Here is a 25,532-nt window from a genome sequence, read left to right as displayed (position 1 = left end):
GATGTGAGATAAGTATGAAAAACCTAGCGACCTTTATCACGTTTTTCCCTCTACTTCTGGGATTTGTTCTAGCTGCCGTCTGGTGGACTCAGGGAGGAAGTTTTGAGTCACTACTGACAGGACTGGGATTATTAGCAACAATTACCGGAATTTTTGGCGAACGATGGGCATCAGCGAACGAAAAGAGGATAGAATTTCTGCGTGCCTTATTAAATGAGTGTAAATTCAATGAGGAAATTCTATCTGATAACCGATTTGACCCAAACTCACATAAACCAGGACGACCAATAGTTTTTCCGCGATTAATTATATCAGTGACGGAAACCGCGATCGCATCTGGTGTCTTTGCAGAACGTCAAGATAGAGAGTTGTTTTCGCTTCTACATCAATGGCGGCATACTGCCAATGAGTTTAACCGGAGATTAGATATTACCGAGTTGCGTACATTCACAAACCTGTCACCACAAGAAATCCGTTCGCTATATGAAGCGCTACAGGAATCGAAACAGTTCAATGATGCACTTAATTTGACTCAACACATCACAACTTTTTTGAAATCAAAATATTCACAAGACAGTGGTGATAGTGAAGTCCTAACTCCTTCAAGGAACTACTGACCGGAATCTGTGGGTAGATATTTAACAATCAGCCTGAAAGCACGTTTAAAATTTAAGTAAAGAAATATTTCGTAGCTTACAGGCATGAAACGCATCGTCTTGATTGCTGGGTTTGAATCATTCAACGCTGACTTGTACAGAAAAGCAGCCTTTTTGGCTAACTCTCGCTGTCCTGAGTTGGATATTCGGGTATTTAGCGATCGCGATCTTACCAACAAACGCACCGAGGTAGAAGCAGCACTTGATGGCGCTGATGTGTTTTTCGGTAGCCTCCTATTTGATTATGACCAAGTTGTGTGGTTGCGCGATCGCATTGCTCAAATTCCCATCCGCCTAGTCTTTGAGTCAGCCTTGGAATTGATGAGTTTAACCAAGGTGGGTGACTTTGCCATTGGCGACAAACCCAAAGGAATGCCCAAACCAGTTAAATTCATCCTCGACAAATTTAGCAACGGACGAGAAGAAGACAAACTCGCTGGTTACATCAGCTTCTTAAAAATTGGCCCCAAACTACTGAAATATGTCCCAGTGCAAAAAGTCCAAGACTTACGCAACTGGTTAATTATCTATGGTTACTGGAATGCTGGCGGCCCAGAAAACGTCGCTTCATTATTCTGGACACTGGCAGAAAAATATTTAAATTTAAATTTAAAAGTCGGCGACATTCCCCCGCTAATTGAAACCCCCAACATCGGATTACTCCACCCCGATTATCCAGGATTTTTTGAATCACCCCGCAAATATTTGGAATGGTATAAAACCCATTGTAGAGACGCGATTCATCGCGTCTTCCCTAATAGCGTCTCCCCAAATGACGCCTCCCCAGTTATCGGAATTCTCCTCTACCGCAAACACGTCATCACCAAACAACCATACATTCCCCAACTGATTCGCAGTTTTGAAAAAGCTGGTTTAACTCCTTTACCCATCTTCATCAACGGCGTAGAAGGACACGTGGCGGTACGAGATTTAATGACAACCGACCATGAAATTCAGCAACGACAACTAGGTAATATAGAGACTCCCTCACTATCAAGTGAAGCAGTAAAAGTAGATGCGATCGTTTCGACAATTGGCTTTCCTCTGGTGGGTGGCCCGGCTGGTTCAATGGAAGCTGGCCGCCAAATAGAAGTAGCAAAACGTATCCTTACTGCCAAAAATGTACCTTATATTGTTGCTGCACCACTATTAATTCAAGATATTTCCTCGTGGACGCGCCAAGGTATCGGCGGATTGCAAAGTGTGGTTTTGTATGCTTTACCAGAATTGGATGGGGCTATTGATACCATTCCCCTTGGTGGTTTGGTGGGCGAAAATATTTATCTAGTTCCCGAACGGGTGGAGCGATTAATTGGTAGAGTGAAAACTTGGGTGGCTTTGCGGCAAAAACCTGCATCTGAACGCAAAATTGCCATTATATTATATGGATTTCCTCCTGGTTATGGTGCTGTAGGCACAGCTGCATTATTAAATGTGCCGCGTAGTTTGCTGAAGTTTCTCCACGCACTTAAAGAACAAGGTTACACCGTCGGAGATTTACCAGAAGATGGGGAAGAATTGATTCGCCGGGTGAAAGAGGCGGATGAATCTTTAGATGATACAAAAAATATTCCTGCGTCCGTTAGCACCCGTACCCTAGAAAAATGGTTGGGATATCTGCAAACCTCCCGTATCGAAAAACAATGGAAATCTCTCACGGGAACTGGAATTAAAACTTATGGCGATGAATTTCAAATTGGTGGTGTGCAATTAGGAAATGTATGGATAGGTGTACAGCCACCATTAGGGATACAAGGCGACCCGATGCGCTTAATGTTTGAACGAGATTTAACGCCCCATCCGCAATATGCTGCTTATTATAAATGGTTGCAAAATGAGTTTCAAGCTGATGCTTTAGTTCACTTTGGAATGCATGGAACGGTGGAATGGTTGCCTGGTTCTCCGTTGGGTAATACGGGTTATTCTTGGTCGGATATTTTGTTAGGAAATTTGCCTAATCTATATATATATGCGGCGAATAATCCCTCTGAGTCGATGTTAGCAAAACGTCGCGGTTATGGTGTGTTGATTTCTCATAATGTACCGCCTTATGGTCGCGCAGGTTTGTATAAGGAATTGGTGGCGTTGCGTGATTTGATTTCAGAGTATCGTGAAGACCCACAAAAGAATTATGTCTTAAAAGAAGGGATTTGCAAAAAAATTGTGGACTCTGGTTTAGATGCAGATTGTCCGTTTGAAGATGCTAAACGGTTAGGAATTGCGTTTACTCCTGAAAATGTGCGGATGTTTAGCAGTCATGCTTTTGATGATTATTTGGTAGAGTTGTACAAATATTTGCAGGTTTTAGAAAATCGGTTATTTTCTTCTGGGTTGCATACGTTGGGAGAAGCACCAAATGAAGAGGAATTAGGATCGTATTTGGAAGCTTATTTTGGCGAGAATCAAGAAGAAAGAGAAGAAGAAAAACTAATCAAAGACTTGTTGATGCAATCTACGGATGAGTTAACGAATTTGTTAAGAGGGTTGAATGGGGAATATATTCCGCCTGCGCCTGGTGGGGATTTGTTGCGGGATGGGGCTGGTGTTTTGCCAACAGGGAGAAATATTCATGCTTTAGATCCTTATCGGATGCCTTCGCCTGCGGCGTATGAACGGGGACGGGAAATTGCTCAAAAAATTATCGCCCAGCATTTGGATGAATATGGTAAATATCCTGAAACGGTGGCGGTGATGCTTTGGGGATTGGATGCAATTAAAACTAAGGGTGAATCTCTGGGGATTCTGTTGGAATTGGTGGGGGCTGAACCTGTTAAGGAAGGAACTGGTAGAGTTGTTCGTTATGAGTTGAAGCCGTTAGCTGAGGTGGGACATCCCCGCATTGATGTGTTGGGTAATTTGTCTGGAATTTTCCGGGATAGTTTTGTAAATATCATCGAATTGTTGGACGATTTATTTCAACGTGCGGCTGATGCTGATGAACCCGAAGATCAGAATTTTATTAGAAGACACGCTTTAGCTTTGAAAGCCCAAGGGGTGGAAAATGCATCAGCAAGATTGTTTTCTAATCCGGCGGGCGATTTTGGTTCTTTGGTGAACGATAGAGTGGTTGATGGTAACTGGGAATCAGGTGAGGAGTTAGGTAATACTTGGCAAAGTCGCAATGTGTTTAGCTACGGGAGAGAAGATAAAGGTCAAGCTAGACCGGAAGTATTGAATACGTTATTAAAAACTAGCGATCGCATTGTTCAAGAAATCGATTCGGTAGAATATGGTTTAACTGATATTCAAGAATATTACGCCAATACTGGCGGTTTAAAAAAGGCAGCAGAAAAACAAGGCGGTAAGAAGGTGACAACCAGCTTTGTAGAAAGTTTCTCGAAGGATACTACACCGCGCAATTTAGATGATTTGCTGCGAATGGAGTATCGCACTAAGTTAGTAAATCCCAAATGGGCGCAAGCGATGGCGAATCAAGGTTCTGGTGGTGCTTTTGAAATTTCCCAACGGATGACAGCGTTGATTGGTTGGGGTGGTACTGCCGATTTTACCGATGATTGGGTTTATGACCAAGCGGCTGATACTTATGCTTTAGATGCAGAGATGGCGGAGAAATTACGTAAGGCAAATCCTGAAGCTTTCCGCAATATTTTAGGCAGAATGTTGGAGGCGCATGGGCGAGGCTTCTGGGAAGCTGATGGTGATAAGTTGGATAAGTTGCGGCAATTATATGAGTTGACAGATGAAGAGTTGGAGGGAGTGACGGTTTAGAAAGTAGATGCGTTAAAAGTTCAAATAAAGACACTAACCATTAATAAAAATTATTGTAGAGACGGCGATTTATCGCGTCTTTGCTTAACCGAAGCGTATTGAAAGCGATGTCTACCACGGGCTACGCCTACCTTCCTAAGCTTGAGGCTGTAAAAATTTAAACCTTTGCAGCTAAGATTACTTCATGTATAAGAAAGGCTTAAGTTTTTCTTGCAAATGTATAAGTCGTTGCTGCAAACGCTTAATACTTTGCAACAAATGTTCTTTCATATATAAGAAAGGGTTAAGTTTTTCTTGCAAATGTATAAGTCATTGCTGCAATTGTTTAATGCTTTGCAACAAATTTTCTTCCATGTATAAGAAAGGCTTAAATTATTGCAGCAATTGTTGTAACGAACTTATGAATCTATTTATTACCGGGGATAAAATATAGTCTAAGTGAAATTAACTAAACTTTTTGAGATGCGATCGCAAGGGTTAGAGTGGGGTAAAACTAAAGTACCTTTTATTCCTATTTCTGCAATTGCTGCACAAACGCATTATGTTCCGGTGACTTCAACCCCGCTTGTACCACCTCCAACACTTGCACCATCTGATTGTTTAACAGTGCCTCCACCGCTAACCACAAACCCGGAAACACCTGAGAGCGAATAATTCCATCCGTACCAGGAGATAGTGATCGATAGTCGCCATCAATTAGGCAAAACCATTCAATTTTATTCTCGTAAGATTGCCAGATTACGTACTCCAACACCCCATTACGGCGATAAACCTGCTTTTTGCTGCCTGTATCGATCGCAACGCTACTCGCGGCAATTTCAACAATCAATTCGGGAGATCCTTCAATGTAACCGTCGCGGCTCAAACGGGTTTGTCCGCCTGCGTCTGGTTCAATAAACAGCACTACATCTGGCTGGGGTTCATTGTCTAAATCTAGTCTGACGGTTGGTTCAACGCTTAAGTCAACGCCGGGAGTCAGTGATTGGTAGACTCCTAACCAAGTTATCACCCGACTGTGGGGTTTGCCATGTTGTTCATGTCTTAAGGGAGATGCCACGTAAACAATTCCTTCAATCAGTTCTGCTTTCTTGATATGGGGTGCAGCCGCGTAACGCCGTTCAAATTCAGGGCGAGTTAGGCGATCGCCACTTTCAAGCGGAGGCAGATGTTTCTGGGGTGAGTACTCTCTAACCATTTGCCAATCCTTGGAGTTGCCGGATATTTCTGACTTTAGCAAACCTCAGTTATCAGTCAATACAGTTCAGTTAAGGAAATTTATCTGTTAAGGCAGGCAGGGGGAGCAGGGGGAGAAAAAAAGGCTTAACTGAACCGTATTGAGTTATCAGTTAGGATTTCTTGATTTGCTGCTTTCCTCAAATTCCAAAAATCATAAAACGTACTGTTCATTATCATCTTGTGTTCTACTGTGCGATCGCTTACTCGCCCAAGTTAGACATCGCCGACAATTAATGCTGCATAACAGATTCCAACTAGCTATCATTAGCTAAGTGGTATGCCAGATATATCGATGGCAATACCATTTAGTTAGCAGTCTTTCTTAACTGCTTACACTCGCACCCATAAAAAGTAGTTTGATCCACTTTCTATTCCCTGCTCTCTATTGTGATACGCATTGGCTAAAAGTACTCTAAATAAGTACGGGGTGCAAAAAATACAAAAAATTCTTTAAGGATTAAGATTAAGGATACGGCTATGGCAACCGAACAGTTAACTAGAGACAGTGACAATCTAGATTTAAATCAGCTACTAAGAACGCTGAATGCTGTTAAACAGGGTGACTTTTCTGCTCGGATGCCCATAGATCATACTGGTGTGGCGGGGAAAATAGCTGACACCCTCAATGATATTATCGATCAAAATGAGCGGATGGCGGCCGAACTACAACGCATTGGTAACGTTGTCGGCAAAGAAGGCAAAATTGCCGATCGCGCCTCTCTCGGAGATGTTCGTGGCTCTTGGTCAGATTGTGTTACTTCTGTCAATACTCTAATTACAGATTTAGTTCAACCAACAGCTGAAACTACGCGGGTAATTCGGTCAGTCGCCAATGGTGACTTATCCCAAACGATCGCTACAGAAATTGACGGCAGACCCCTCCAAGGAGAGTTTCTCCAAACTGCTAATATCGTCAACACGATGGTAGAAAGGCTTGGTTCCTTTGCCAGTGAAGTTACCAGGGTTGCCCGTGAGGTGGGAACTGAAGGGAAATTGGGCGTTCAAGCCGAAGTGCAAGGTGTGGCTGGCACTTGGAAAGATTTGACTGATAACGTTAACTTGATGGCGGGTAATCTCACCGGACAAGTTCGTAACATTGCCGAAGTTGCTACTGCGATCGCAAATGGTGACTTATCCAAAAAAATCACTGTAAATGTGAAAGGCGAAATTCTGGAACTAAAAAACACTGTCAACACGATGGTGGATCAGCTTAATTCTTTTGCATCGGAAGTAACGCGAGTTGCGCGTGAAGTGGGAACTGAAGGGAAGCTGGGCGTACAAGCAGAAGTTAAAGGAGTAGCAGGTACTTGGAAGGATTTGACTGATAACGTTAACTTGATGGCAGGAAATTTAACAGCCCAAGTCCGTAACATTGCAGAAGTAACAACGGCGGTAGCAAACGGCGACCTTTCCAAGAAAATCACTGTTGATGTCAAAGGCGAAATTTTAGAGTTGAAAAACACCGTTAACATCATGGTGGATCAGCTTAATTCCTTTGCATCGGAAGTGACAAGAGTTGCGCGTGAGGTGGGTGCAGAAGGAAAATTAGGCGGTCAAGCAGAAGTTCGCGGCGTAGCGGGTACGTGGAAAGACCTTACCGACAGCGTGAATTTTATGGCAGGAAGCTTGACGGCACAGGTGCGGAATATTGCCGAGGTGACTACGGCTGTAGCGAATGGCGATTTATCCAAGAAAATCACTGTCGATGTAAAAGGTGAAATTCTGGAGTTGAAAAATACCATTAACACAATGGTGGATCAGCTCAATTCCTTTGCATCAGAAGTAACAAGAGTTGCGCGGGAGGTGGGAACTGAAGGGAAGTTGGGCGTACAAGCAGAAGTCCGGGGAGTTGCGGGAACTTGGAAGGATTTAACTGACAACGTTAACTTAATGGCGGGTAATCTCACCGGACAGGTGCGAAATATTGCCGAAGTTGCTACTGCGATCGCAAATGGCGATCTATCTAAGAAAATCACCGTCGATGTTAGAGGTGAAATTCTCGAACTCAAGAATACCATCAATATAATGGTGGATCAACTCAGTTCCTTTGCAAGTGAAGTAACGCGGGTTGCGCGTGAAGTGGGAAGTGAAGGAAAATTAGGCGTGCAAGCCGATGTGCGCGGTGTGGCTGGCACTTGGAAAGATTTAACCGACAGCGTAAACTTCATGGCGGGAAGTTTAACGGCACAAGTGCGGAATATTGCCGAAGTAACTACGGCAGTTGCAACAGGTGATTTATCCAAGAAAATCACTGTCGATGTCAAAGGTGAAATTCTGGAGTTGAAAAACACCATCAACACAATGGTGGATCAACTCAATTCCTTTGCATCAGAAGTAACAAGGGTTGCCCGTGAGGTAGGAAGCGAAGGTAAACTGGGCGTGCAAGCAGAAGTGCGCGGCGTAGCGGGTACGTGGAAAGACTTGACCGACAGCGTGAATTTCATGGCGGGAAGCTTAACGGCGCAGGTGCGGAATATTGCCGAAGTAACTACGGCAGTTGCAACAGGCGACTTATCCAAGAAAATCACTGTCGATGTCAAAGGTGAAATTCTGGAGTTGAAAAACACCATCAATACAATGGTGGATCAACTCAGTTCCTTTGCAAGTGAAGTGACGCGAGTTGCCCGTGAAGTGGGAACTGAAGGTAAATTGGGCGTACAAGCAGAAGTGAAAGACGTTGCTGGAACTTGGAAAGATTTAACCGACAGCGTGAACTTCATGGCGGGAAGTTTGACGGCACAGGTGCGGAACATTGCCGAAGTGACAACTGCGATCGCCAATGGTGACTTATCCAAGAAAATTACTGTTGCCGTCAAAGGCGAAATTCTCGAACTCAAGAATACCATCAATATAATGGTGGATCAACTTAATTCCTTTGCCAGTGAAGTTACAAGAGTTGCGCGGGAAGTGGGAAGCGAAGGTAAACTCGGCGTACAAGCAGATGTGCGCGGCGTAGCTGGAACTTGGAAAGACTTAACCGACAGCGTAAACTTCATGGCAGGAAGCTTAACGGCACAGGTGCGAAACATTGCTACAGTGACTACGGCGGTGGCAAATGGCGACCTCTCGAAGAAAATTTCCGTTGATGTTAAAGGTGAAATATTGGAACTCAAGAACACCATCAATACGATGGTGGATCAACTCAATTCCTTTGCAAGTGAAGTAACGCGCGTGGCGCGGGAGGTGGGAACTGAGGGTAAATTGGGCGTACAAGCAGAAGTTAAAGGTGTAGCCGGGACTTGGAAGGATCTCACCGAAAGTGTAAACTTCATGGCGGGAAGCTTGACGGCACAGGTGCGGAATATTGCCGAAGTTACCACGGCGGTAGCAAACGGCGACTTATCCAAGAAAATCACCGTCGATGTGAAAGGTGAAATTCAGGAGCTTAAAAACACCATCAATACAATGGTGGATCAGCTAAATTCTTTTGCATCAGAAGTTACCAGGGTTGCCCGTGAGGTGGGAACGGAAGGTAAATTAGGCGTACAAGCCTACGTCAGAGGAGTTGCAGGTACTTGGAAAGACTTAACAGACAACGTTAACTCGATGGCGGGGAACCTCACCGGACAAGTTCGCAACATCGCAGAAGTTACGAAAGCGGTAGCAAATGGCGACTTATCTAAAAAAATTACCGTCGATGCTAGAGGCGAAATATTGGACTTGAAGAACACCACCAATACAATGGTGGATCAACTTAGTTCCTTTGCCAGTGAAGTAACGCGGGTAGCGCGGGAAGTGGGAACTGAAGGGAAGTTAGGCGGACAAGCGCAAGTCCAAGGTGTTGCAGGAACTTGGAAGGATTTAACAGACAACGTTAATTCGATGGCGGGTAACTTAACGGCACAAGTGCGCGGTATTGCCAGAGTTGTAACAGCAGTTGCTAACGGTGACTTGAAACGAAAACTGATGTTAGATGCTAAGGGAGAAATTGAAACCTTGGCAGAAACAATCAACGAGATGATTGATACTTTAGCAACATTTGCCAATCAGGTAACTACAGTAGCGCGGGAAGTGGGAATTGAAGGGAAGTTAGGCGGACAAGCTAGAGTACCCGGTGCGGCGGGAACTTGGAAAGATTTGACCGATAATGTAAATGAACTCGCTGCTACACTGACAACCCAGTTGCGAGCGATCGCCGAAGTTGCTACAGCTGTAACTAAAGGCGATCTAACTCGTTCAATTGCCGTCGAAGCACTAGGGGAAGTAGCGATACTCAAAGACAACATCAACCAGATGATTGCTAATCTGCGCGAGACAACGCAGAAAAACACCGAACAAGATTGGTTGAAAACTAACCTAGCCAAGTTTACCCGAATGCTGCAAGGGCAGCGTGACTTAGAAACCGTATCTAAACTAATTCTCTCAGAACTCGCACCCTTGGTAGGAGCGCAACACGGCGTATTCTTCCTGATGGAGTCTGTTGAACATACACCATATTTGAAACTAATTAGTAGCTACGCTTACCGCGAACGCAGACATCTAGCTAACCGCTTTCAATTGGGTGAAGGTTTGGTGGGACAATGCGCCTTAGAAAAAGAGCGAATTCTGCTGACGGAAGTACCCAGCGATTATGTCAAAATTGCTTCTGGTTTAGGAGAAGCCACGCCCCTAAATGCCGTGGTGTTACCTGTACTCTTTGAAGGACAGGTGACAGCAGTGATTGAATTAGCATCCTTCCGCCGCTTTAGCGAAATTCATCTGACATTCTTCGACCAGCTTACCGAAAGTATCGCGATCGTCCTCAACACGATCGCAGCATCGATGCGAACTGAAGAATTACTCAAACAATCGCAATCTTTAGCTGAAGAACTCCAAACCCAGCAAAGCGAACTCCGCGAAACCAACAAGCGCTTAGAACAACAAGCCCAATCACTCAAAACCTCTGAAGATTTACTCAAAGGACAGCAAGAGGAACTGCAACAAACCAACGCCGAATTAGAAGAAAAGGCAGAGTTGTTGGCGATGCAAAAGAAAGAAGTCGAGCGCAAAAATCGGGAAATTGAACAAGCAAGGCTGTCTTTAGAAGACAAAGCTGAACAACTCGCCCTTTCCTCAAAATACAAATCAGAATTTCTCGCCAATATGTCCCATGAACTGCGGACACCGCTAAATAGCTTGTTAATTTTAGCGAAATTGTTGACAGATAACATCGATCGCAACCTCACAGCCAAGCAAGTCGAATACAGCCAAACTATTTACTCAGCCGGTACTGATTTGTTAGCGTTAATCAATGACATTCTGGATCTGGCTAAAATTGAATCTGGAACCATGTCCATTGACATGACCCAAATGCCATTAACAGACTTGGGCGAACAGATTGAGCGCACCTTCCGGCAAATCGCTCAGAGCAAAGGACTTGGTTTCGCAATTGAATTTACTCCCGAATTGCCAAACAGCATTTATACAGATGTCAAACGCATACAACAGGTGTTGAAAAATCTCCTCTCCAACGCTTTTAAATTTACAGAGCAAGGGGAGGTACGTTTACGGATTGCGGTGGCCAAGCTAGGGTGGAGCAACGACAATGAAACCTTAAATCGTGCCCAGCTTGTGATTGCTTTCTCAGTCAGCGATACAGGCATTGGCATTGCCCCCGAAAAACAGAAAGTGATTTTTGAAGCATTTCAGCAAGCCGATGGTTCTACCAGTCGCAGATATGGCGGTACAGGATTGGGCTTATCAATTAGCCGCGAAATTGCCCGTCTCTTCGGCGGCGAAATAAAACTCATCAGTCAACCCGGTGAAGGTAGCACCTTTACATTCTATCTACCACAATTGAGTGCTGTTAGCGATAGCGGGGCGTTTAGCCCGTCACGAGCGCTGAGTCCTGAGTCTAGATCGACACTCCCCACTCCCTACTCCCCACTCCTTACTCCCCACTCCTCACTCAGTACTCAGCACTCAGCACTGATTAATGACGATCGCACTACTATTGAAAGAGGCGATCGCGTTTTACTAATTGTCGAAGATGACATTAATTTTGCGCGTATCCTTCTAGATATGGCGCAACAACAAGGATTCAAGGTGATAGCTGCCCAAACCGGTAGTACAGGTTTGATGTTAGCGCAGCAATTCCAGCCTTCAGCCGTTTTACTAGATATCCGGTTGCCAGAAATGGATGGGTGGACGGTATTGGATCGTCTGAAACATGACCCAAATACCCGTCACATCCCCGTACATATCATGACTGTTGAGGAAGGAAAACAGCGCGGTTTGCAACTAGGTGCGATCGCATATCTGCAAAAACCTTTAACCAGCGAGACAATATCCGAGGCGTTAACCAAAATTAAAGGTTTTGTTGAGCGCCAGGTGAAAAATTTATTGGTAGTGGAAGACGACGACACTCAACGGCTGAGTATTGTTGAGTTGATTGGTAACAGCGATGTTTCGACTACTGCTGTGGCTGACGGCGCAGCTGCTCTAGAAGCTATTCGTACCCAGCATTTTGATTGCCTTGTCCTCGATTTAGGACTACCCGATATGACCGGGTTTGAGCTAATTGAGCAGATAAAGCTTTTACCTAACGGCAAAACTTTACCAATTATTGTCTACACAGGTAGAGAAATTAGCAAAGCTCAAGAAACAGAACTCAGACGGATTGCCGAGACAATCATTATTAAAGATGTGCGATCGCCCGAACGTCTCCTCGATGAAACAGCATTATTTTTACACCGAGTCCAAGCAAATTTACCTGAACCGAAGCGACAAATACTCGAACAGCTGCATTCACAAGACTACTTACTTACTGGTAAAACAGCGCTAATTGTAGACGACGATATGCGGAATATCTTCGCCCTGACCAGTATGCTGGAGCGTTATCAAATCCAGGTTTTATATGCTGAAAATGGTAGAGAGGGGATTACCCTGTTAGAAAATACACCAGATATTGATGTGGTGTTGATGGATGTAATGATGCCAGAAATGGATGGTTACGAAACAACACGCACGATCCGCCAAAACGAGCGATTTAAATCTTTGCCGATTATTGCACTGACCGCTAAAGCCATGCAAGGCGATCGCGAGAAGTGTATTGAAGCCGGCGCATCAGACTACATTACTAAACCCGTAGATACCGAACAATTGCTGTCGCTGTTGCGTGTTTGGCTATATCGTTAATGACGCGATCGCCCTCACCAATTCCTCTGGATCTACAGGCTTAGAAATATGCTGTTGAAATCCCACAGCGATCGCTTGCTGACGATCTATCTCACCAGCATAAGCAGTTAAAGCGATCGCGGGAATCGTCCCTCCTTGCTCTGGTTTTAGATTTCTGATCTGTCGCATCAGCATATAGCCATCCATTTCTGGCATCCCAATATCGCTGATAATTAGATTTGGCTGGAATTGACTCAATGCAGTTAAAGCTTCAATGGCTGAGGCGACAACGGTAACAGTTGCGCCATATTGCTCCAGCATAAAGGGCAAAAATTCTCGCATATCTGCATCATCATCCACCACCAGAATCTCTAAGCCAGACAAGGGCGAGGACCGATCCGCCACCAGCGACGAGTTATCTTTTGCATCCTTGATTTTTTTGCTTTCATCCTGTAGGTATGGAAGTCTGACGGTAAAAGTTGCTCCTTGTCCTTCGCCGAGACTTTCTGCTTGCACAGTTCCCCCGTGAAGTTCCACAAGATGGCGGACGATCGCTAATCCTAAACCTAAACCGCCAAATTTTCGAGTTGTCGCACCATCTGCTTGACGAAAATAATCAAAGACATAAGGTAAGAACTCAGGTGCAATTCCTTTCCCTGTGTCAGTGACGCAGACTTGTGCCTGTGAACCAACTTGCTCTAATTTAATTTTTACTTGTCCACCAATGGGAGTAAATTTAATCGCATTAGAAAGGATATTCCAAAAGACTTGTTGCAATCGATTGGCATCGCCTAAAACTTCCCCAACACCAGATTCAAGAATAGTCTGAATCTGGATAGACTTAGCTTCTGCCGATAAACGCACTGTCTCAATGGCAGCTTCAATTACTGATACCAAATTAATCCGGTAAAAGTTGAGGTTAAGTTTACCCTGAAGGATGCGAGAAACATCGAGTAAATCTTCAATTAATTGGGTTTGTAACTTGGCATTGCGCTCAATGGTTTCTAGGGCGCGATCGTTTGTTGCTCGATCTAGCTTGCGGGTTCGCATTAGTTTTGTCCAACCCAAAATTGGGTTAAGCGGTGTTCTCAATTCATGGGAGAGGACAGCGAGAAATTCATCTTTAATGCGGTTTGCGCTTTCAGCAGCGCTTCGTGCCGTTAGTTCGGCTTCGTAGAGATGGGCGCGAGCGATCGCTTGGGCGCATTGTTGAGCAACAGCTAAGAGAAACGCTCGATCTTCTCCACTCAGTTGTTGAGGCTGGGTAAATCCCAAAGTTATACCGCCAACTGCCCAACCTTCTACCATCAATGGAATAGAAATCCAAGCTTCAAAGTCATATTGGGCATAAGCTTCAGCCAAATGCGGGTAACGAGCTACCCGATTTTGTGTTGATTCAGCCCAAATAGGTTTCCCAGTTCGCACAGCTTCTGCTAAGGGAGAGGGTGAATCGATGGCAAAAGTAAGCCAAGCGTCTATCAAATTCTGCTTATAGCCAACCGCCCGCACAATTTCCAGTTCAGTTTTGCTTTCATTCACCAAGGCGACAAGGGCAGAACTGGCTCCCAAGGCAGCCATGCTCTGCTCGACAATCACATCAGAGACTTGGGCTGGTGTCAGGGATTCTGAAAGAGCAGCCGTGATCGATTGAAGACGAGCAATGCGCTCCAATGCTCGTTCTGCGGTTTTTTGTGCTTGCTGCGCTTCTTGGTAAAGGCGGGCATTATCAATGGCGATCGCCGCTCGATGGGCAATATCTTCCGCTAATGACAAATCAGCCGTGCTGTAACGACGTTCTGATTCAGCGTTTACAAAGGAAATGGCACCAAAAATTCTTCCGCGTGCCATTAACGGCAAAATTATGCAGGACTTTAAACCAAGTTCACGTATAATACGCAGGTGTTCTGGATCTGGGATGGCTGCTTCTAGGAGTGCATCTGAAATTTCAGCGATCATTTCAGCTTGTCCGGTACGCAGCACTTTCGGCACGCCTTCCTCTGCATCCAAATCTCTGGGATAACGTTGATAAAGTTCCCAACCTAATTTCACTTTCTCTGGATCGCGATGAGCAACTGCTACCCGATTAATTGATTGGTTGTCTTGCAGCAGATCGACGCCGCACCAATCGGCGAAGTAAGGCACAACCAGATTAGCCACACTTGCTAGGGTACTTTCGTAATCAAGGGAAGAAGCGAGGGTTGCACTGACTTGAGCTAAAAACCCGGCTCGTTGCCGATCGGCTTCTGCTTCCTGTCGGGCGGTTTGCTCTTGAATCAGTTGAATGCGTTCAGCTTCAGATTGTTTGCGATCGGTGATATCAAGTACAACACCACTCATGTGTGTAGCTTTACCTGCTTCATTGAAAAAAGCTTTTCCCCGACAGGCTGCGTAGCGGATACTGCCATCATCCAAAATAATTCGATATTCTAAATTATGCTCCACACCTTCGTCGTTAATTGCTCGACTTAATGATTGAGCCAGCAATCCTCGCTCGTCTGGATGCAGACGAGCTAAAAGTGCTTCAGAAGTGCCAGCAAAGGTTTCCGGTGTTAAGCCAAATAGTTGATAAATCTGCTCATCCCAGTCAAAGCGATCGCTGGTAATATCCCAACTCCAAACACCGATTTGGGCAGATTTCAATGCCAAGCTAAGTTGTGCTTTGCTGTCTTCTAAACCTTGATAAAGAAGAGCATTTTCTAGAGAAATGGCAATTTGCACTGTCAAAATTTCCAGTACAGAAAGTTTTTCCTGTGTAAAAGCACCAGAGATCAGATTATTCTCTAAATATAAAATACCAAGTAATTTTGACTGACGAGCGATCGGCAAACAAAGTACAGATTTAGGTTGCTTTTGAATTATATATTCGTCTTTAGAAAACAAATTTTGCTCATTGGCATTCTGCAAAATCACTGTCTCGTGAGTTCGCTGGACATAATTCAGCATTGATTGAGGAATTATCTGTGATTCACTATCTAATACCAGTCGAGAAACATTAAGCTTTTCTGCTTGGTGATTAACCTTAGCTTCTACTTCGATCGCTAGATTTTGCTCGTGTTCCAACAACAAATAACCGCTTTCTGCTCCTGCTTGCTCGATGACAATTTGCATTAATGTCTTCAACAAACGCGAAAAAACAATTTCACTCGATATAGTTTGAGAGGCTTTAACTACTGACAAAAAGTCTAAATGCTCGCCTGTAGTAATAAATGTTCCGTTAGAGACAAGCTGTTGTTGTGGCAATAGCTGAGGATAGGTTTTTTCTAAGTGCTTGACTTTAGCAAATGCCTCCCAACGCATATAGGCATTTTTAGCTGCTTCTAAGTAGGTTTTGGCAATTAGTTCAAAATCTCGCTCCAAGTAAAACTTAGCAGCTAGTTCATTAGCTAAAGCTTCATATTGTACAAATCCCTGTTCGCGGGCTGAAGTAATTGATTGTTCATACAGACGCATCGCTTCCCATTCTTTGCCTTCGATGCGAGCTATTTCGGCAGCTACTAACTGAGACTTATGTAAAAAGTTTTCAGGGCAGTTATTAGCCCAATATTGCAATCGCTGTTGATGAGAATCTAAGGTTTGCAAAAACTGTTCTTGCTCTTGAAAAGATTCTGTGGGATAAAGAGCCGTTAGAGTTAGTGAGTAATATAAAACATAATCTGTTTCAATTGGTAATGCTAGTGTCGTGACTGGGAAAGTTGTTAATTTTAAGGCACAATTCAGCGCCTCTGTATACTGTCGATATGTAAAAAATATGATTAATTTGATAATATGATAAAAAATAATTCCACTGACAAAGCCTGCATCTGTAATAATAGATAACGCCTGTGATTCATCAAAATTATCGCTACTTAGAGTCAGATTATGGTGAGTCAATCCCCGCAGATTCATCAGTAGCATTTGTTCTAATCTGATTGTCTGATAGACAGCATCATGCTTAGACTGACGAGCGAATGCAGTGTATTTTTCTAGAGATTTATATGTATCTGTCAGTGGATAGCCTAATTGGATAATTTGCCACGAGCCTTGATAGCCGTTATAGTTTGCCATCGTCACATCACCTGCTTCTACACAGCCGATAAATCCCCGCTCTAAAAAGGGAATATCACTAGCAATATGGTTACACCAAACGTTGATATGACTCCCATGAATGTGTAGAACAACTCCTCTAAGTTTCAAGTCATGCAACTTTTCATTCAATTGAATTGTCATCTTGGAAAATGCATAACCTGTAGGAATATCATGGAAGATGGAAACTAACAACATGGCGTACATGCTGTAAGCAAAACAGGAATCTTCCGTATTGCCAAACTTGAGTGAGTAGTTAACAGCTTGAAGTACGACTAAGGGAAACAGATGGGGTTTACCGAGATAGGTAGGTGGCCCCAAAGTGGTCAATAGACTAATCAGTGTCTTAATATTTCGATCTTGGATTGCTGGAGCATCAATTAAATCAGAGACTTGTCGATCGCCTAAATTGATTAATACCTGTTTTTTTTCAATTGCGATCGCACTTTGCACTTCCTCATTTGTATCAGGTAATGTTACCCCAAAAAGTTTTAAAGCTTTTAACCCTAACATCAGTGCTTCTTCATATCTACCTGCAACTTGGTAGAGTCTGATTTGCAGCATATAAATATTTGATTTCTCTAGATGAGATTTTGCTTTCAGCAATAGTAACTCAAATAATCCTTCTGCTTGTTCTAAATTCCCTGTTAAGAATTCACACTCAGCCTGTTCCCTAAATAAAGTAAATGTTTGGTCATATTGTTCCATCCAGGCATTTTCAGCCAAAACATTTATGGCAACGCTAAAAAATCTTTTCGCAGGAGTATAAGCTGTGGAAGCTTTTGCCTTTTTGCCAGCGATTAAATTTAATCGTACTAATTGATTTTTTTCTGTTTGTTCAATAATCAGATCCACCGCGAGATTTAGTTGATTGACTAGATCGAAAATTTGCTCGTTCACTTGTTCAGCATTCGCATTCTTCAGCAAAAGCTGCCCAATCTTCAGATGAACGGCCGATTTTGATTCATCGGCAATTAAGGCATAAGCCGCTTGTTGAATTCGGTCATGGTAAAAACGATAGTTTTTATCAACACTTTCATCTGACTCAATAGAAATAATTAATCCTCTTAAAATTGCTTCAACAAGTGCATTTGCCGTTTCTTCAATAGATTGTTCGCCAACCAGTGCCAAAACTTCTAAATCAAAGCGATTACCGATGCAGGAGGCTAACTTAAGTACCTGTTGAGTTGCAGGTGGCAGTTTTTGCATCCGCCCAATTATTAGATTGACAATATTATCTGTAATACCTTGGGCTTCAATCTCAGCTAAATCCCATTGCCACCCCCCTTTACTTCCCCCCTTGGTAAGGGGGGATTGAGGGTGGTCAAAAGTCAGCAGATTTTCTTGATGTAGTGTTTTGATAAATTCATTGACAAAGAAAGGATTACCGTCAGTTTTTTGGATAATCAATTGAGCAAGGGATTCTACTTGCTCTGCTGAACTATGTAAGGTATCAGCAATTAACTGATTGACATAAACAAGATTCAACGGTGTAACTAGAATTTCAGTCGTTCTTGCTCCATACTGGCGAACCTTCTCTAGCATTAACCTAAAGGGATGTACAACATCTACTTCGTTATCTCGATAGGCTAAAATGAAGCAGAGATACTGGATACTAGAGCCAGCAATAATAGTTTGAATTAAATTCAAAGTAGCTGTGTCTGCCCACTGCATATCATCTAAGAAAACAGTGAGTGGATGCTCTTTTTGAGCAAAGACGCTGATAAAGTTTTGAAATACCAAGTTGAATCGATTTTGAGATTCGGCAGGCCCCAACTCTGGTATATGAGACTGTTCTCCAACAATTAGTTCAACTTCTGGAATTACATCTGTGATTAGCTGACCATTGTTCCCTAATGCTGCTTTTATGCGCTTTTTCCAGGTAGCAAGTTGATTTTCAGGTTCAGTTAAAATTTGTCGCGCGAGTGTTTGAAAAGCTTGAACAATTGTGGAATAAGGAATATCTCGTTTATACTGATCGAACTTCCCAGAAATAAAAACCCCACGTTCTCTAACAATGGGCTTATGAATCTCCTTCACAAGAGTTGATTTACCAACGCCAGCATAGCCAGAAACTAACACGATTTCTGGTTTACCTTGATTAACAACTCGCTCAAATGCTTGTAGAAGCTTGGCAATCTCTGGTTCTCGCCCATACAATTTTTGAGGAATTTGAAAACGCTCTGAAATATCTTGCTCACCCAAAATAAAGGATGGGATTTGTCCAGTTGTCTCTAATTGTTTTAAGCACTTTTCCAGATCGAATTGCAAACCTAAAGCGCTCTGATATCTCTGTTCTGCAACCTTCGACAGCAATTTCATGATAATCTCACAGAGCGTTTGGGGAATATCAGAGTTTAGCTTGCTTGGGAATAGTGGAGATTTGGCAATATGACAATGCACCCACTCTAAGGGGTCTTTACCTTGAAATGGTAGCTGACCTGTGAGCATTTCATAAAAGGTGACTCCTAGAGAATACAAATCGCTGCGATGGTCAATTCCTCGATTCATCCGCCCGGTTTGCTCAGGTGATAAATAAGGTAGACTGCCTTCAATGCGACTGGAACTGCTAACTATTTGCTGTTGGTATGGAATGAAGGCAGCAATTCCAAAATCGGCAATTTTGACCTGATTAGTTTCGAGGTTAATTAAAATATTTTGCGGCTTAATATCCTTGTGGACAATGTGATGAGTGTGGATTTGTGCAAGTTTACTAGTGATTTCAATCGCAATCTTCAAAAATGGCACAGGCTGTTGAAATTTGTCTAGCAATTGATCGAGCGATCGCGCCTGAAAATCCTCCATAATTAAATAAGGGATTCCCTGATGCATCTCTAAGGCGTAGGCTTTGACTGCTGCTGTGGTATTTAACCTTTGGGCGATCGCATACTCATGTTTGAGTTGTTCGATATTATTGGGTGTACACTGTTCTAGACGTAGCCCTTTGATAATTACCGGACACCGATCTTTAACTTTAATTCCACGGTATATGACTGCTTTTACCCCTGCTTTTAACAAAGTGACAATCCGAAATCCGGGTAATGCAATCATCATGCCAAACACTCCAGCCGTGCTTCTTCAGGGATAATCCGAGCTTAATTGTATTTTAAATACATTTCTTTGGGCAGATGAAATTTAGATGATATCAGGTTTGGATAATTTGGTTATGCTGACTCAAAAACCAAAACTAAGCTACAATTCAAGCAGAGTAAGCATTTCCCGCTCAGAAACTCCTCATGTTTGATAACCTGCAAACCCAAATTTACCAACTAGAACAATTTGCCAACAGCCTCGTTTCTAACCAACTGACACACCTTAGCGTGGTGAGCGTTGGCATTATCTTTGCCGCTGGCTTGCTCACCAGTCTCACACCCTGTATGCTTTCGATGCTGCCAATTACCATTGGCTACATCGGTGGTTATGAAGCCAAAAGCCGCTTGCAAGCAGCTGCCCAATCAACTTGGTTTGCTTTAGGTTTAGCAACTACACTAGCAGGGCTTGGCATTCTAGCAGGTTTAGTTGGAAAAGTCTACGGTCAAGTGGGAATTGGTTTGCCGATTATCGTCAGCATTATCGCCATTCTCATGGGGCTGAACTTATTAGAAGCACTACCTTTGCAATTTCCATCCTTGAATGAAACCAATTGGATTTCGCCAGATTTGCCAGCAGGATTGCGTTCTTATTTGCTGGGGCTGACTTTTGGCTTAGTCGCATCCCCTTGTAGCACACCTGTTTTAGCTAGTTTGTTGGGTTGGATTGCCAATACACAAGACTTAATTTTAGGCGCTGTTTTGCTACTTTCTTATACAGCCGGTTATGTAGCACCATTGATTTTGGCAGGTACTTTTACAGCTTCAATTAAAAAATTACTAGAATTGCGTCGCTGGTCTGGTTGGATTAACCCAGTTAGTGGGGCACTATTGGTAGGATTCGGTGTATTTTCCTTAATTTCTCGAATTCCCCTTGGCAGTTTTTAATATCAATACCTTTGTTAGCTTTTATACCTAATGACTTTAGAAGATTCGGCGTCCAAAGAAATAAAATGGTGGGCAGTACCTGGGCAGTTCTTACGCCAAGAGCTTTTGCCCGTACTGACTAACTTACGACTAGCGATCGCACTACTGCTATTGATTGCCATCTTTAGCTCTACTGGTACTGTAATTGAGCAAGGTCAGTCACCCGCATTTTACCAAGCCAACTATCCAGAACATCCAGCTTTATTTGGTTTCTTAACTTGGAAGGTAATTCAAGTAGTTGGATTAGACCACGTATATCGTACCTGGTGGTTTCTTGCATTACTGATCTTATTTGGCACTAGCTTAACTGCTTGTTCATTTACCCGTCAGTTACCAGCCCTAAAAGCTGCCCAGCGCTGGAAATATTACGAAGAACCACGGCAATTTCAAAAATTAGCTTTGAGTGCAGAACTAGATACTGGTTCCCTAAATTCCCTCAGCGAAATATTACAAAAACACCGCTATAAAATTTTTCCAGATCGAGAAAAAGAAAATCTCCTTTACGCCCGCAAGGGAATAGTCGGACGCATCGGCCCAATTATCGTTCATATTGGCATCGTCGCTATTTTGCTAGGGGGAATTTGGGGGGCGATGACTGGATTTTTGGCTCAGGAAATGGTTGCCAGTGGCGATACATTTCAAGTGACAAATATTGTTGATGCTGGGCCTTTAGCAGCAGCCCAAGTTCCGAAAGATTGGTCTGTGCGCGTCAATCGTTTTTGGATTGACTACACACCATCTGGCGGCATCGATCAATTTTATTCAGATATGTCTGTCTTGAATAATCAGGGAAAGGAAGTTGACCACAAGAAGATTTTTGTCAACGAGCCTCTGCGCTATCATGGCGTAACTTTCTATCAAACTGATTGGGGAATTGCAGGTGTTCGCGTCCAATTTAACAACAGCCCGATTTTTCAGCTTCCAATGGCGCAATTGAACACCAACGGTAACGGGCGCATTTGGGGAACCTGGGTTCCTACTAAACCAGATTTGAGTGAGGGTGTCTCCCTGTTGGCGAAAGACTTGCAAGGGATGGTATTAATTTATGATGCCACTGGCAAACTTGTTGATACAGTCCGCGCCGGGATGTTCACCGAAGTTAATGGCGTGAAGCTGAAAATTTTGGATGTCATTGGTAGCACCGGCTTACAAATTAAAGCCGATCCAGGCATCCCAATTGTTTATACAGGGTTTGGTTTGCTGATGCTGGGTGTGGTGATGAGTTACTTTTCTCATTCACAAATATGGGCATTGCAAAAAGGCGATCGCTTGTATGTCGGTGGTAAAACTAATCGCGCCCAAGTTGCTTTTGAACAAGAGGTTTTGGAGATTTTAGATCGGCTGAGTTCACAGCCAAAAGGTGAAGAGAAAGAGGCAGCGATTGAAGTTTAAACGCAAAGGAGCGCATTCGCATTAGCGTTCGCGCAGCGTCTCGCAGAGAAGCGGTAGCGACGTTAGGAGCGTCAGCGTCTCGCAGAGAAGGAAATCGCAGAGGTACGCAGAGGATTACTTTGCGTACCTTTGCGTTAACCTCCGCGTCCCTGGAGCGTTTCAAAGTTATTTACAATTAATTACGTCCACACGCCTACAAATTGAAATTACTAGAGGTATTGATTAAAAATTGGAACAAAAAATTTCTATGTCTGCTAAACTCCAATCTCAGGGACGAGTTTGCCTTCTACCTTTAATCGCTATCTTGTTAAGTATTGCTTCTTGCACTACCGAGCAGAAAAACATAAAACGTGTTTCCCTTGTTGGTACTGGGGCAAGTTTTCCCGCACCTTTGTATGAGCGTTGGCTTTCAGATTACAACCAGCAAAATCCCAATATAGAAATTAACTATCAAGCTATAGGAAGCAGTGCTGGAGTGCAACAGCTCATCGACGGTACTGTAGATTTTGCAGCTAGTGATGTGGGAATTACAAAGGAACAAGCAGCCAAAATAAAACGAGGAGTAATTGCTTTGCCAATAACTGCTGGTTCTATTGTGCTAGCTTATAACCTCACACCAGTTGCACAGCAGTCGCCTCAGCCTCAAGTGAATGTGCCAACTGCTCTCAGGCTACCACGCCAAGTTTACGTAGATATCTTTCTCGGAAAAATTACGAATTGGAATCATCCTAAAATAGGTGCAGCTAATCCAGGTGTAAGTTTGCCCGATTTACCGATTCAAGTTGTAAACCGAACAGATGGTAGTGGAACTACAAGCGTGTTCACGCAACACCTAAGCACCATAAGCCCAGAATGGAAAAGCAAAGTTGGGGCTGGTAAATCTGTAGCATGGCGAGTAGGAATTGGTGGAAAGGGTAACGAAGGTGTTACCGCCCTGATTCAACAGATACCAGGGGCTATTGGCTATGTAGAATACATTTACGCCAAACAAAATAAGCTTTCTGTGGCTGCTTTAGAAAATAAATCTGGTAATTATATTACGCCGACACCAGAATCTGTAGCACAAACTTTAGAAGCAGTGAAATTACCAGGTGATAACTTGATTGCTTTTATCACCGATCCTACAGGTGCCCAGTCTTATCCCATCGTCACTTACAGCTGGCTTTTAACTTATCACCAATATCCCAACCGAGTCAAAGCTCAAGCATTGAAAAACTTTGTGAATTGGGCTGTGATTGACGGGCAAAAATCCAGTTTGGAACTTGGGTATATTCCTTTATCAAAAAAAGTTGTGCTGCAAGTGCAATCTGCCGTGAAGAAAATTGCTGAATGAAGCCGATTAATGCCATCTGCGCTCATCAGTGATGATGTTATTTTTGGTGACGCACTTCAACTACAGTATGTACATTACCGCGAGGCGTGAAATCTGCTTTTACCGTAACTTCCAACGGATCGCAAGCAGCCACAAAATCATCTAAAATTTGATTGGCAGATTCTTCGTGGGAAATGTAGCGATCGCGGTAACTATTAATATAAAGTTTGAGCGCCTTCAATTCCACTACCCGTTCATCAGGCACATAACTAACATAAATTGTCGCAAAGTCCGGATAGCCGGAAAACGGACATTTACAAGTAAATTCCGGCAAAGTAATGTTAATGTCATATCGCCTCCCCACACGCGGATTCGGAAAGGTAATTAGTTTACCTTCCGCAATGTCGCGTTCGCCATACTTCATTTCTTGCTTTGCCTGGGATGCACTTTCAGGTAATTTATCGGTTGTCATTTGTCATTTATTAGTTTTTAGTTGTAATTTGTAATTTATCATTTACTCCCCCTGCCCCCTGCCCCTCTGCTCCTCTGCCCCTCAATACTCTTCCTTCTCCCAGTCTGGACAATTCTCATCTTCACAACCGTGGGGATGCATAGCACAAACTAATAAATTACCACCATAAACTTGACCGTGGTAATGACTACAACCGATACAGGCAGGATTTTTTTCAGATGTAGGTTCAACCGAATAAGGAAAACCCGGATCTACATCTGCTACCATGTCTTCCAGCTCCCAGTAAGCTTCTAACATCGGTTCAGCCAAATCCTGTAGGTACTGATCGACTTCAGTAACAATATTATTATGTACTTGCTCGGTGACTTCTTCCGTTAGCTCAAAAAATGCGTCTACCACTTCACTCATTCCCAGAAAGAAGCGCTCTACTTCATCAGCCACTGTTTCGACGATTTCTACTAAATCTTTTTGCCACTGTTCCATAAACTTGAAACCTTTGCAGGCTATAAACAGGACGCTTTGTGTTATCTGGCTTGAAGCACTAGAATACACACTAGGCAATGTATCTTATCAAGTTTTTATCCGAAGTGTCATGTCAAAATGCCACTTATTACTTAATATTGCGCTCAAAGAATGCTTTTTATCGATCGCGTTGCAATCGTTTTAACTCATCTTGCAGCTTTAGCACTTCATCGCGCAATTTATCTACATTCTCATCATTTGACGCCTCTTTGACCGTTGGCTCTTCATCTTCCTCTAAAATTTCAATGCGGCGAGGTTGAGAAGGGGGCGTTTCTGGTGAGGTTTCAACAGATGGTTGGGCTTGTTGGGCTTGCTTCATCATGTCCTCAACGAAGCGGCGGGCTTCTTCTGTGTTCATTTCGCCCTTTGCCACCATCTCATCTGCCAGTTTTTGGACTTGCGATCGCACTTCGGCTAATTTTCCCCCTGCTTTCTCACCCGCGTAAGAAGCTAATCCAACACCGAGGTAAAAAGCTTTTTGAACAATATCTCCAAAACCAGGCATTGTCGTTGACCGCTCCTAAAAATAGGGCGACCCGGAGACTACGCCTACCACAAGCCTCCCGTGTTGCTGCTACCTTCCGGTTCTGACAAGATTTGGGTGTTGCGATCGCATAGATCCAGGTCTTATATAAACATAACATGAAAATTCAGTAAGTGTGTGTTATTCCATAACAATTCGCCATTCATAAAGCTGATAGTTGACGCAGCCGTGTTTTACCAAGGGGTCGTCAGCCACAATCGTTTCTGCTTCCTCCTTTGAGGCTGCCTCAAACAGCAACATCCCGCCTCTTTGCTCCACCAAATAGCCTGTTCGCGCTTTGTGTCCTTTAGCAATCAATTCCTGAATGTAGGCTTTGTGAGCAGGTACATATTGGTCAAAGGTAGGTTTATCGACTTTCCCTTGTTCAATTTTTACAAACCACGGCATTGGCTTCTTAACTCCAGTTACAACAGACAGCCTATGTGAAGTACCCAGTGCTGATTTAGAGTATCAAATACAATAAATTTTAAGTGAAGTGCGTTATAGCTTTAGCCTA

The 25,532-nt window shown here is 43.4% G+C and carries 12 protein-coding genes and 1 other RNA gene; 6 read left to right on the top strand and 7 right to left on the bottom strand.

Annotated features, from left to right (window positions below):
* The first annotated feature begins 14 nt into the window (after positions 1 to 14).
* Both V7K45_RS21310 and bchH read left to right on the top strand, forming a co-directional pair.
* Positions 15 to 617 carry a hypothetical protein gene (locus tag V7K45_RS21310; RefSeq protein ID WP_335006931.1) on the top strand — a complete coding sequence of 201 codons (603 nt, stop codon included), beginning with the start codon at positions 15 to 17 and terminating at the stop codon, positions 615 to 617.
* A gap of 84 nt (positions 618 to 701) precedes the next feature.
* Complete coding sequence (bchH, locus tag V7K45_RS21305) at positions 702 to 4,385, top strand: magnesium chelatase subunit H (protein WP_335006929.1); 3,684 nt, start codon at positions 702 to 704, stop codon at positions 4,383 to 4,385.
* A 511-nt stretch (positions 4,386 to 4,896) separates the two neighbouring features.
* Here bchH and V7K45_RS21300 read toward each other — a convergent pair.
* Positions 4,897 to 5,580 carry a Uma2 family endonuclease gene (locus V7K45_RS21300; protein WP_335006927.1) on the bottom strand — a complete coding sequence of 228 codons (684 nt, stop codon included), beginning with the start codon at positions 5,578 to 5,580 and terminating at the stop codon, positions 4,897 to 4,899.
* Between the two features lie 518 nt (positions 5,581 to 6,098).
* On the opposite strand from V7K45_RS21300, the gene V7K45_RS21295 reads away from it, so the two are divergent.
* Positions 6,099 to 12,737, top strand: a complete 6,639-nt coding sequence (locus V7K45_RS21295; RefSeq protein WP_335006925.1) for a hybrid sensor histidine kinase/response regulator — start codon at positions 6,099 to 6,101, stop codon at positions 12,735 to 12,737.
* Here the strand turns inward: V7K45_RS21295 and V7K45_RS21290 are convergent.
* Entirely contained in the window at positions 12,726 to 19,832 is a 7,107-nt protein-coding gene (locus V7K45_RS21290; protein WP_335006923.1) for an AAA family ATPase, read from the bottom strand. The two genes, V7K45_RS21295 and V7K45_RS21290, sit on opposite strands and share 12 nt — an antisense overlap.
* A gap of 182 nt (positions 19,833 to 20,014) precedes the next feature.
* On the opposite strand from V7K45_RS21290, the gene V7K45_RS21285 reads away from it, so the two are divergent.
* From V7K45_RS21285 to pstS, 3 genes are all read left to right on the top strand, one after another.
* Entirely contained in the window at positions 20,015 to 20,755 is a 741-nt protein-coding gene (locus V7K45_RS21285; RefSeq protein ID WP_335006921.1) for a cytochrome c biogenesis protein CcdA, read from the top strand.
* A gap of 30 nt (positions 20,756 to 20,785) precedes the next feature.
* Positions 20,786 to 22,186: a cytochrome c biogenesis protein gene (locus V7K45_RS21280; RefSeq protein WP_335006919.1), complete on the top strand. Its 1,401-nt coding sequence runs from the start codon at positions 20,786 to 20,788 to the stop codon at positions 22,184 to 22,186.
* 247 nt (positions 22,187 to 22,433) lie between these two features.
* The gene (pstS, locus tag V7K45_RS21275) at positions 22,434 to 23,519 is read left to right on the top strand and encodes a phosphate ABC transporter substrate-binding protein PstS (protein WP_335006917.1); all 1,086 of its coding nucleotides are present in this window, start codon (positions 22,434 to 22,436) and stop codon (positions 23,517 to 23,519) included.
* Between the two features lie 37 nt (positions 23,520 to 23,556).
* On the opposite strand, the gene queF is transcribed toward pstS, so the two are convergent.
* From queF to V7K45_RS21250, 5 genes are all read right to left on the bottom strand, one after another.
* A complete protein-coding gene (gene queF, locus V7K45_RS21270; protein WP_335006915.1) occupies positions 23,557 to 23,970 on the bottom strand; it encodes a preQ(1) synthase in 414 nt (137 codons plus the stop codon).
* Between the two features lie 81 nt (positions 23,971 to 24,051).
* Entirely contained in the window at positions 24,052 to 24,453 is a 402-nt protein-coding gene (locus tag V7K45_RS21265) for a hypothetical protein (protein WP_334701037.1), read from the bottom strand.
* 157 nt (positions 24,454 to 24,610) lie between these two features.
* Entirely contained in the window at positions 24,611 to 24,997 is a 387-nt protein-coding gene (locus V7K45_RS21260) for a phasin family protein (RefSeq protein ID WP_289795595.1), read from the bottom strand.
* A 25-nt stretch (positions 24,998 to 25,022) separates the two neighbouring features.
* Positions 25,023 to 25,119: signal recognition particle sRNA small type (gene ffs / locus V7K45_RS21255), an RNA gene on the bottom strand.
* A 37-nt stretch (positions 25,120 to 25,156) separates the two neighbouring features.
* Positions 25,157 to 25,423: a YciI family protein gene (locus V7K45_RS21250; RefSeq protein WP_335006912.1), complete on the bottom strand. Its 267-nt coding sequence runs from the start codon at positions 25,421 to 25,423 to the stop codon at positions 25,157 to 25,159.
* Positions 25,424 to 25,532 lie beyond the last annotated feature (109 nt).

The organism is Nostoc sp. (assembly GCF_036917375.1).
In the GTDB taxonomy this organism is placed as follows: Bacteria; Cyanobacteriota; Cyanobacteriia; order Cyanobacteriales; family Nostocaceae; genus Nostoc.
The sequence above is the reverse complement of the archived record's forward strand: the minus strand, read 5'-3'. Positions and strand labels throughout refer to the sequence as shown.

Excerpts from the sequence above, each read along its gene's own strand:
- V7K45_RS21310 (WP_335006931.1), top strand. The coding sequence starts at position 15 with ATGAAAAACCTAGCGACCTTTATCACGTTTTTCCCTCTACTTCTGGGA.
- bchH (WP_335006929.1), top strand. The coding sequence starts at position 702 with ATGAAACGCATCGTCTTGATTGCTGGGTTTGAATCATTCAACGCTGAC.
- V7K45_RS21300 (WP_335006927.1), bottom strand. The coding sequence starts at position 5,580 with ATGGTTAGAGAGTACTCACCCCAGAAACATCTGCCTCCGCTTGAAAGT.
- V7K45_RS21295 (WP_335006925.1), top strand. The coding sequence starts at position 6,099 with ATGGCAACCGAACAGTTAACTAGAGACAGTGACAATCTAGATTTAAAT.
- V7K45_RS21290 (WP_335006923.1), bottom strand. The coding sequence starts at position 19,832 with ATGATGATTGCATTACCCGGATTTCGGATTGTCACTTTGTTAAAAGCA.
- V7K45_RS21285 (WP_335006921.1), top strand. The coding sequence starts at position 20,015 with ATGTTTGATAACCTGCAAACCCAAATTTACCAACTAGAACAATTTGCC.
- V7K45_RS21280 (WP_335006919.1), top strand. The coding sequence starts at position 20,786 with ATGACTTTAGAAGATTCGGCGTCCAAAGAAATAAAATGGTGGGCAGTA.
- pstS (WP_335006917.1), top strand. The coding sequence starts at position 22,434 with ATGTCTGCTAAACTCCAATCTCAGGGACGAGTTTGCCTTCTACCTTTA.
- queF (WP_335006915.1), bottom strand. The coding sequence starts at position 23,970 with ATGACAACCGATAAATTACCTGAAAGTGCATCCCAGGCAAAGCAAGAA.
- V7K45_RS21265 (WP_334701037.1), bottom strand. The coding sequence starts at position 24,453 with ATGGAACAGTGGCAAAAAGATTTAGTAGAAATCGTCGAAACAGTGGCT.
- V7K45_RS21260 (WP_289795595.1), bottom strand. The coding sequence starts at position 24,997 with ATGCCTGGTTTTGGAGATATTGTTCAAAAAGCTTTTTACCTCGGTGTT.
- V7K45_RS21250 (WP_335006912.1), bottom strand. The coding sequence starts at position 25,423 with ATGCCGTGGTTTGTAAAAATTGAACAAGGGAAAGTCGATAAACCTACC.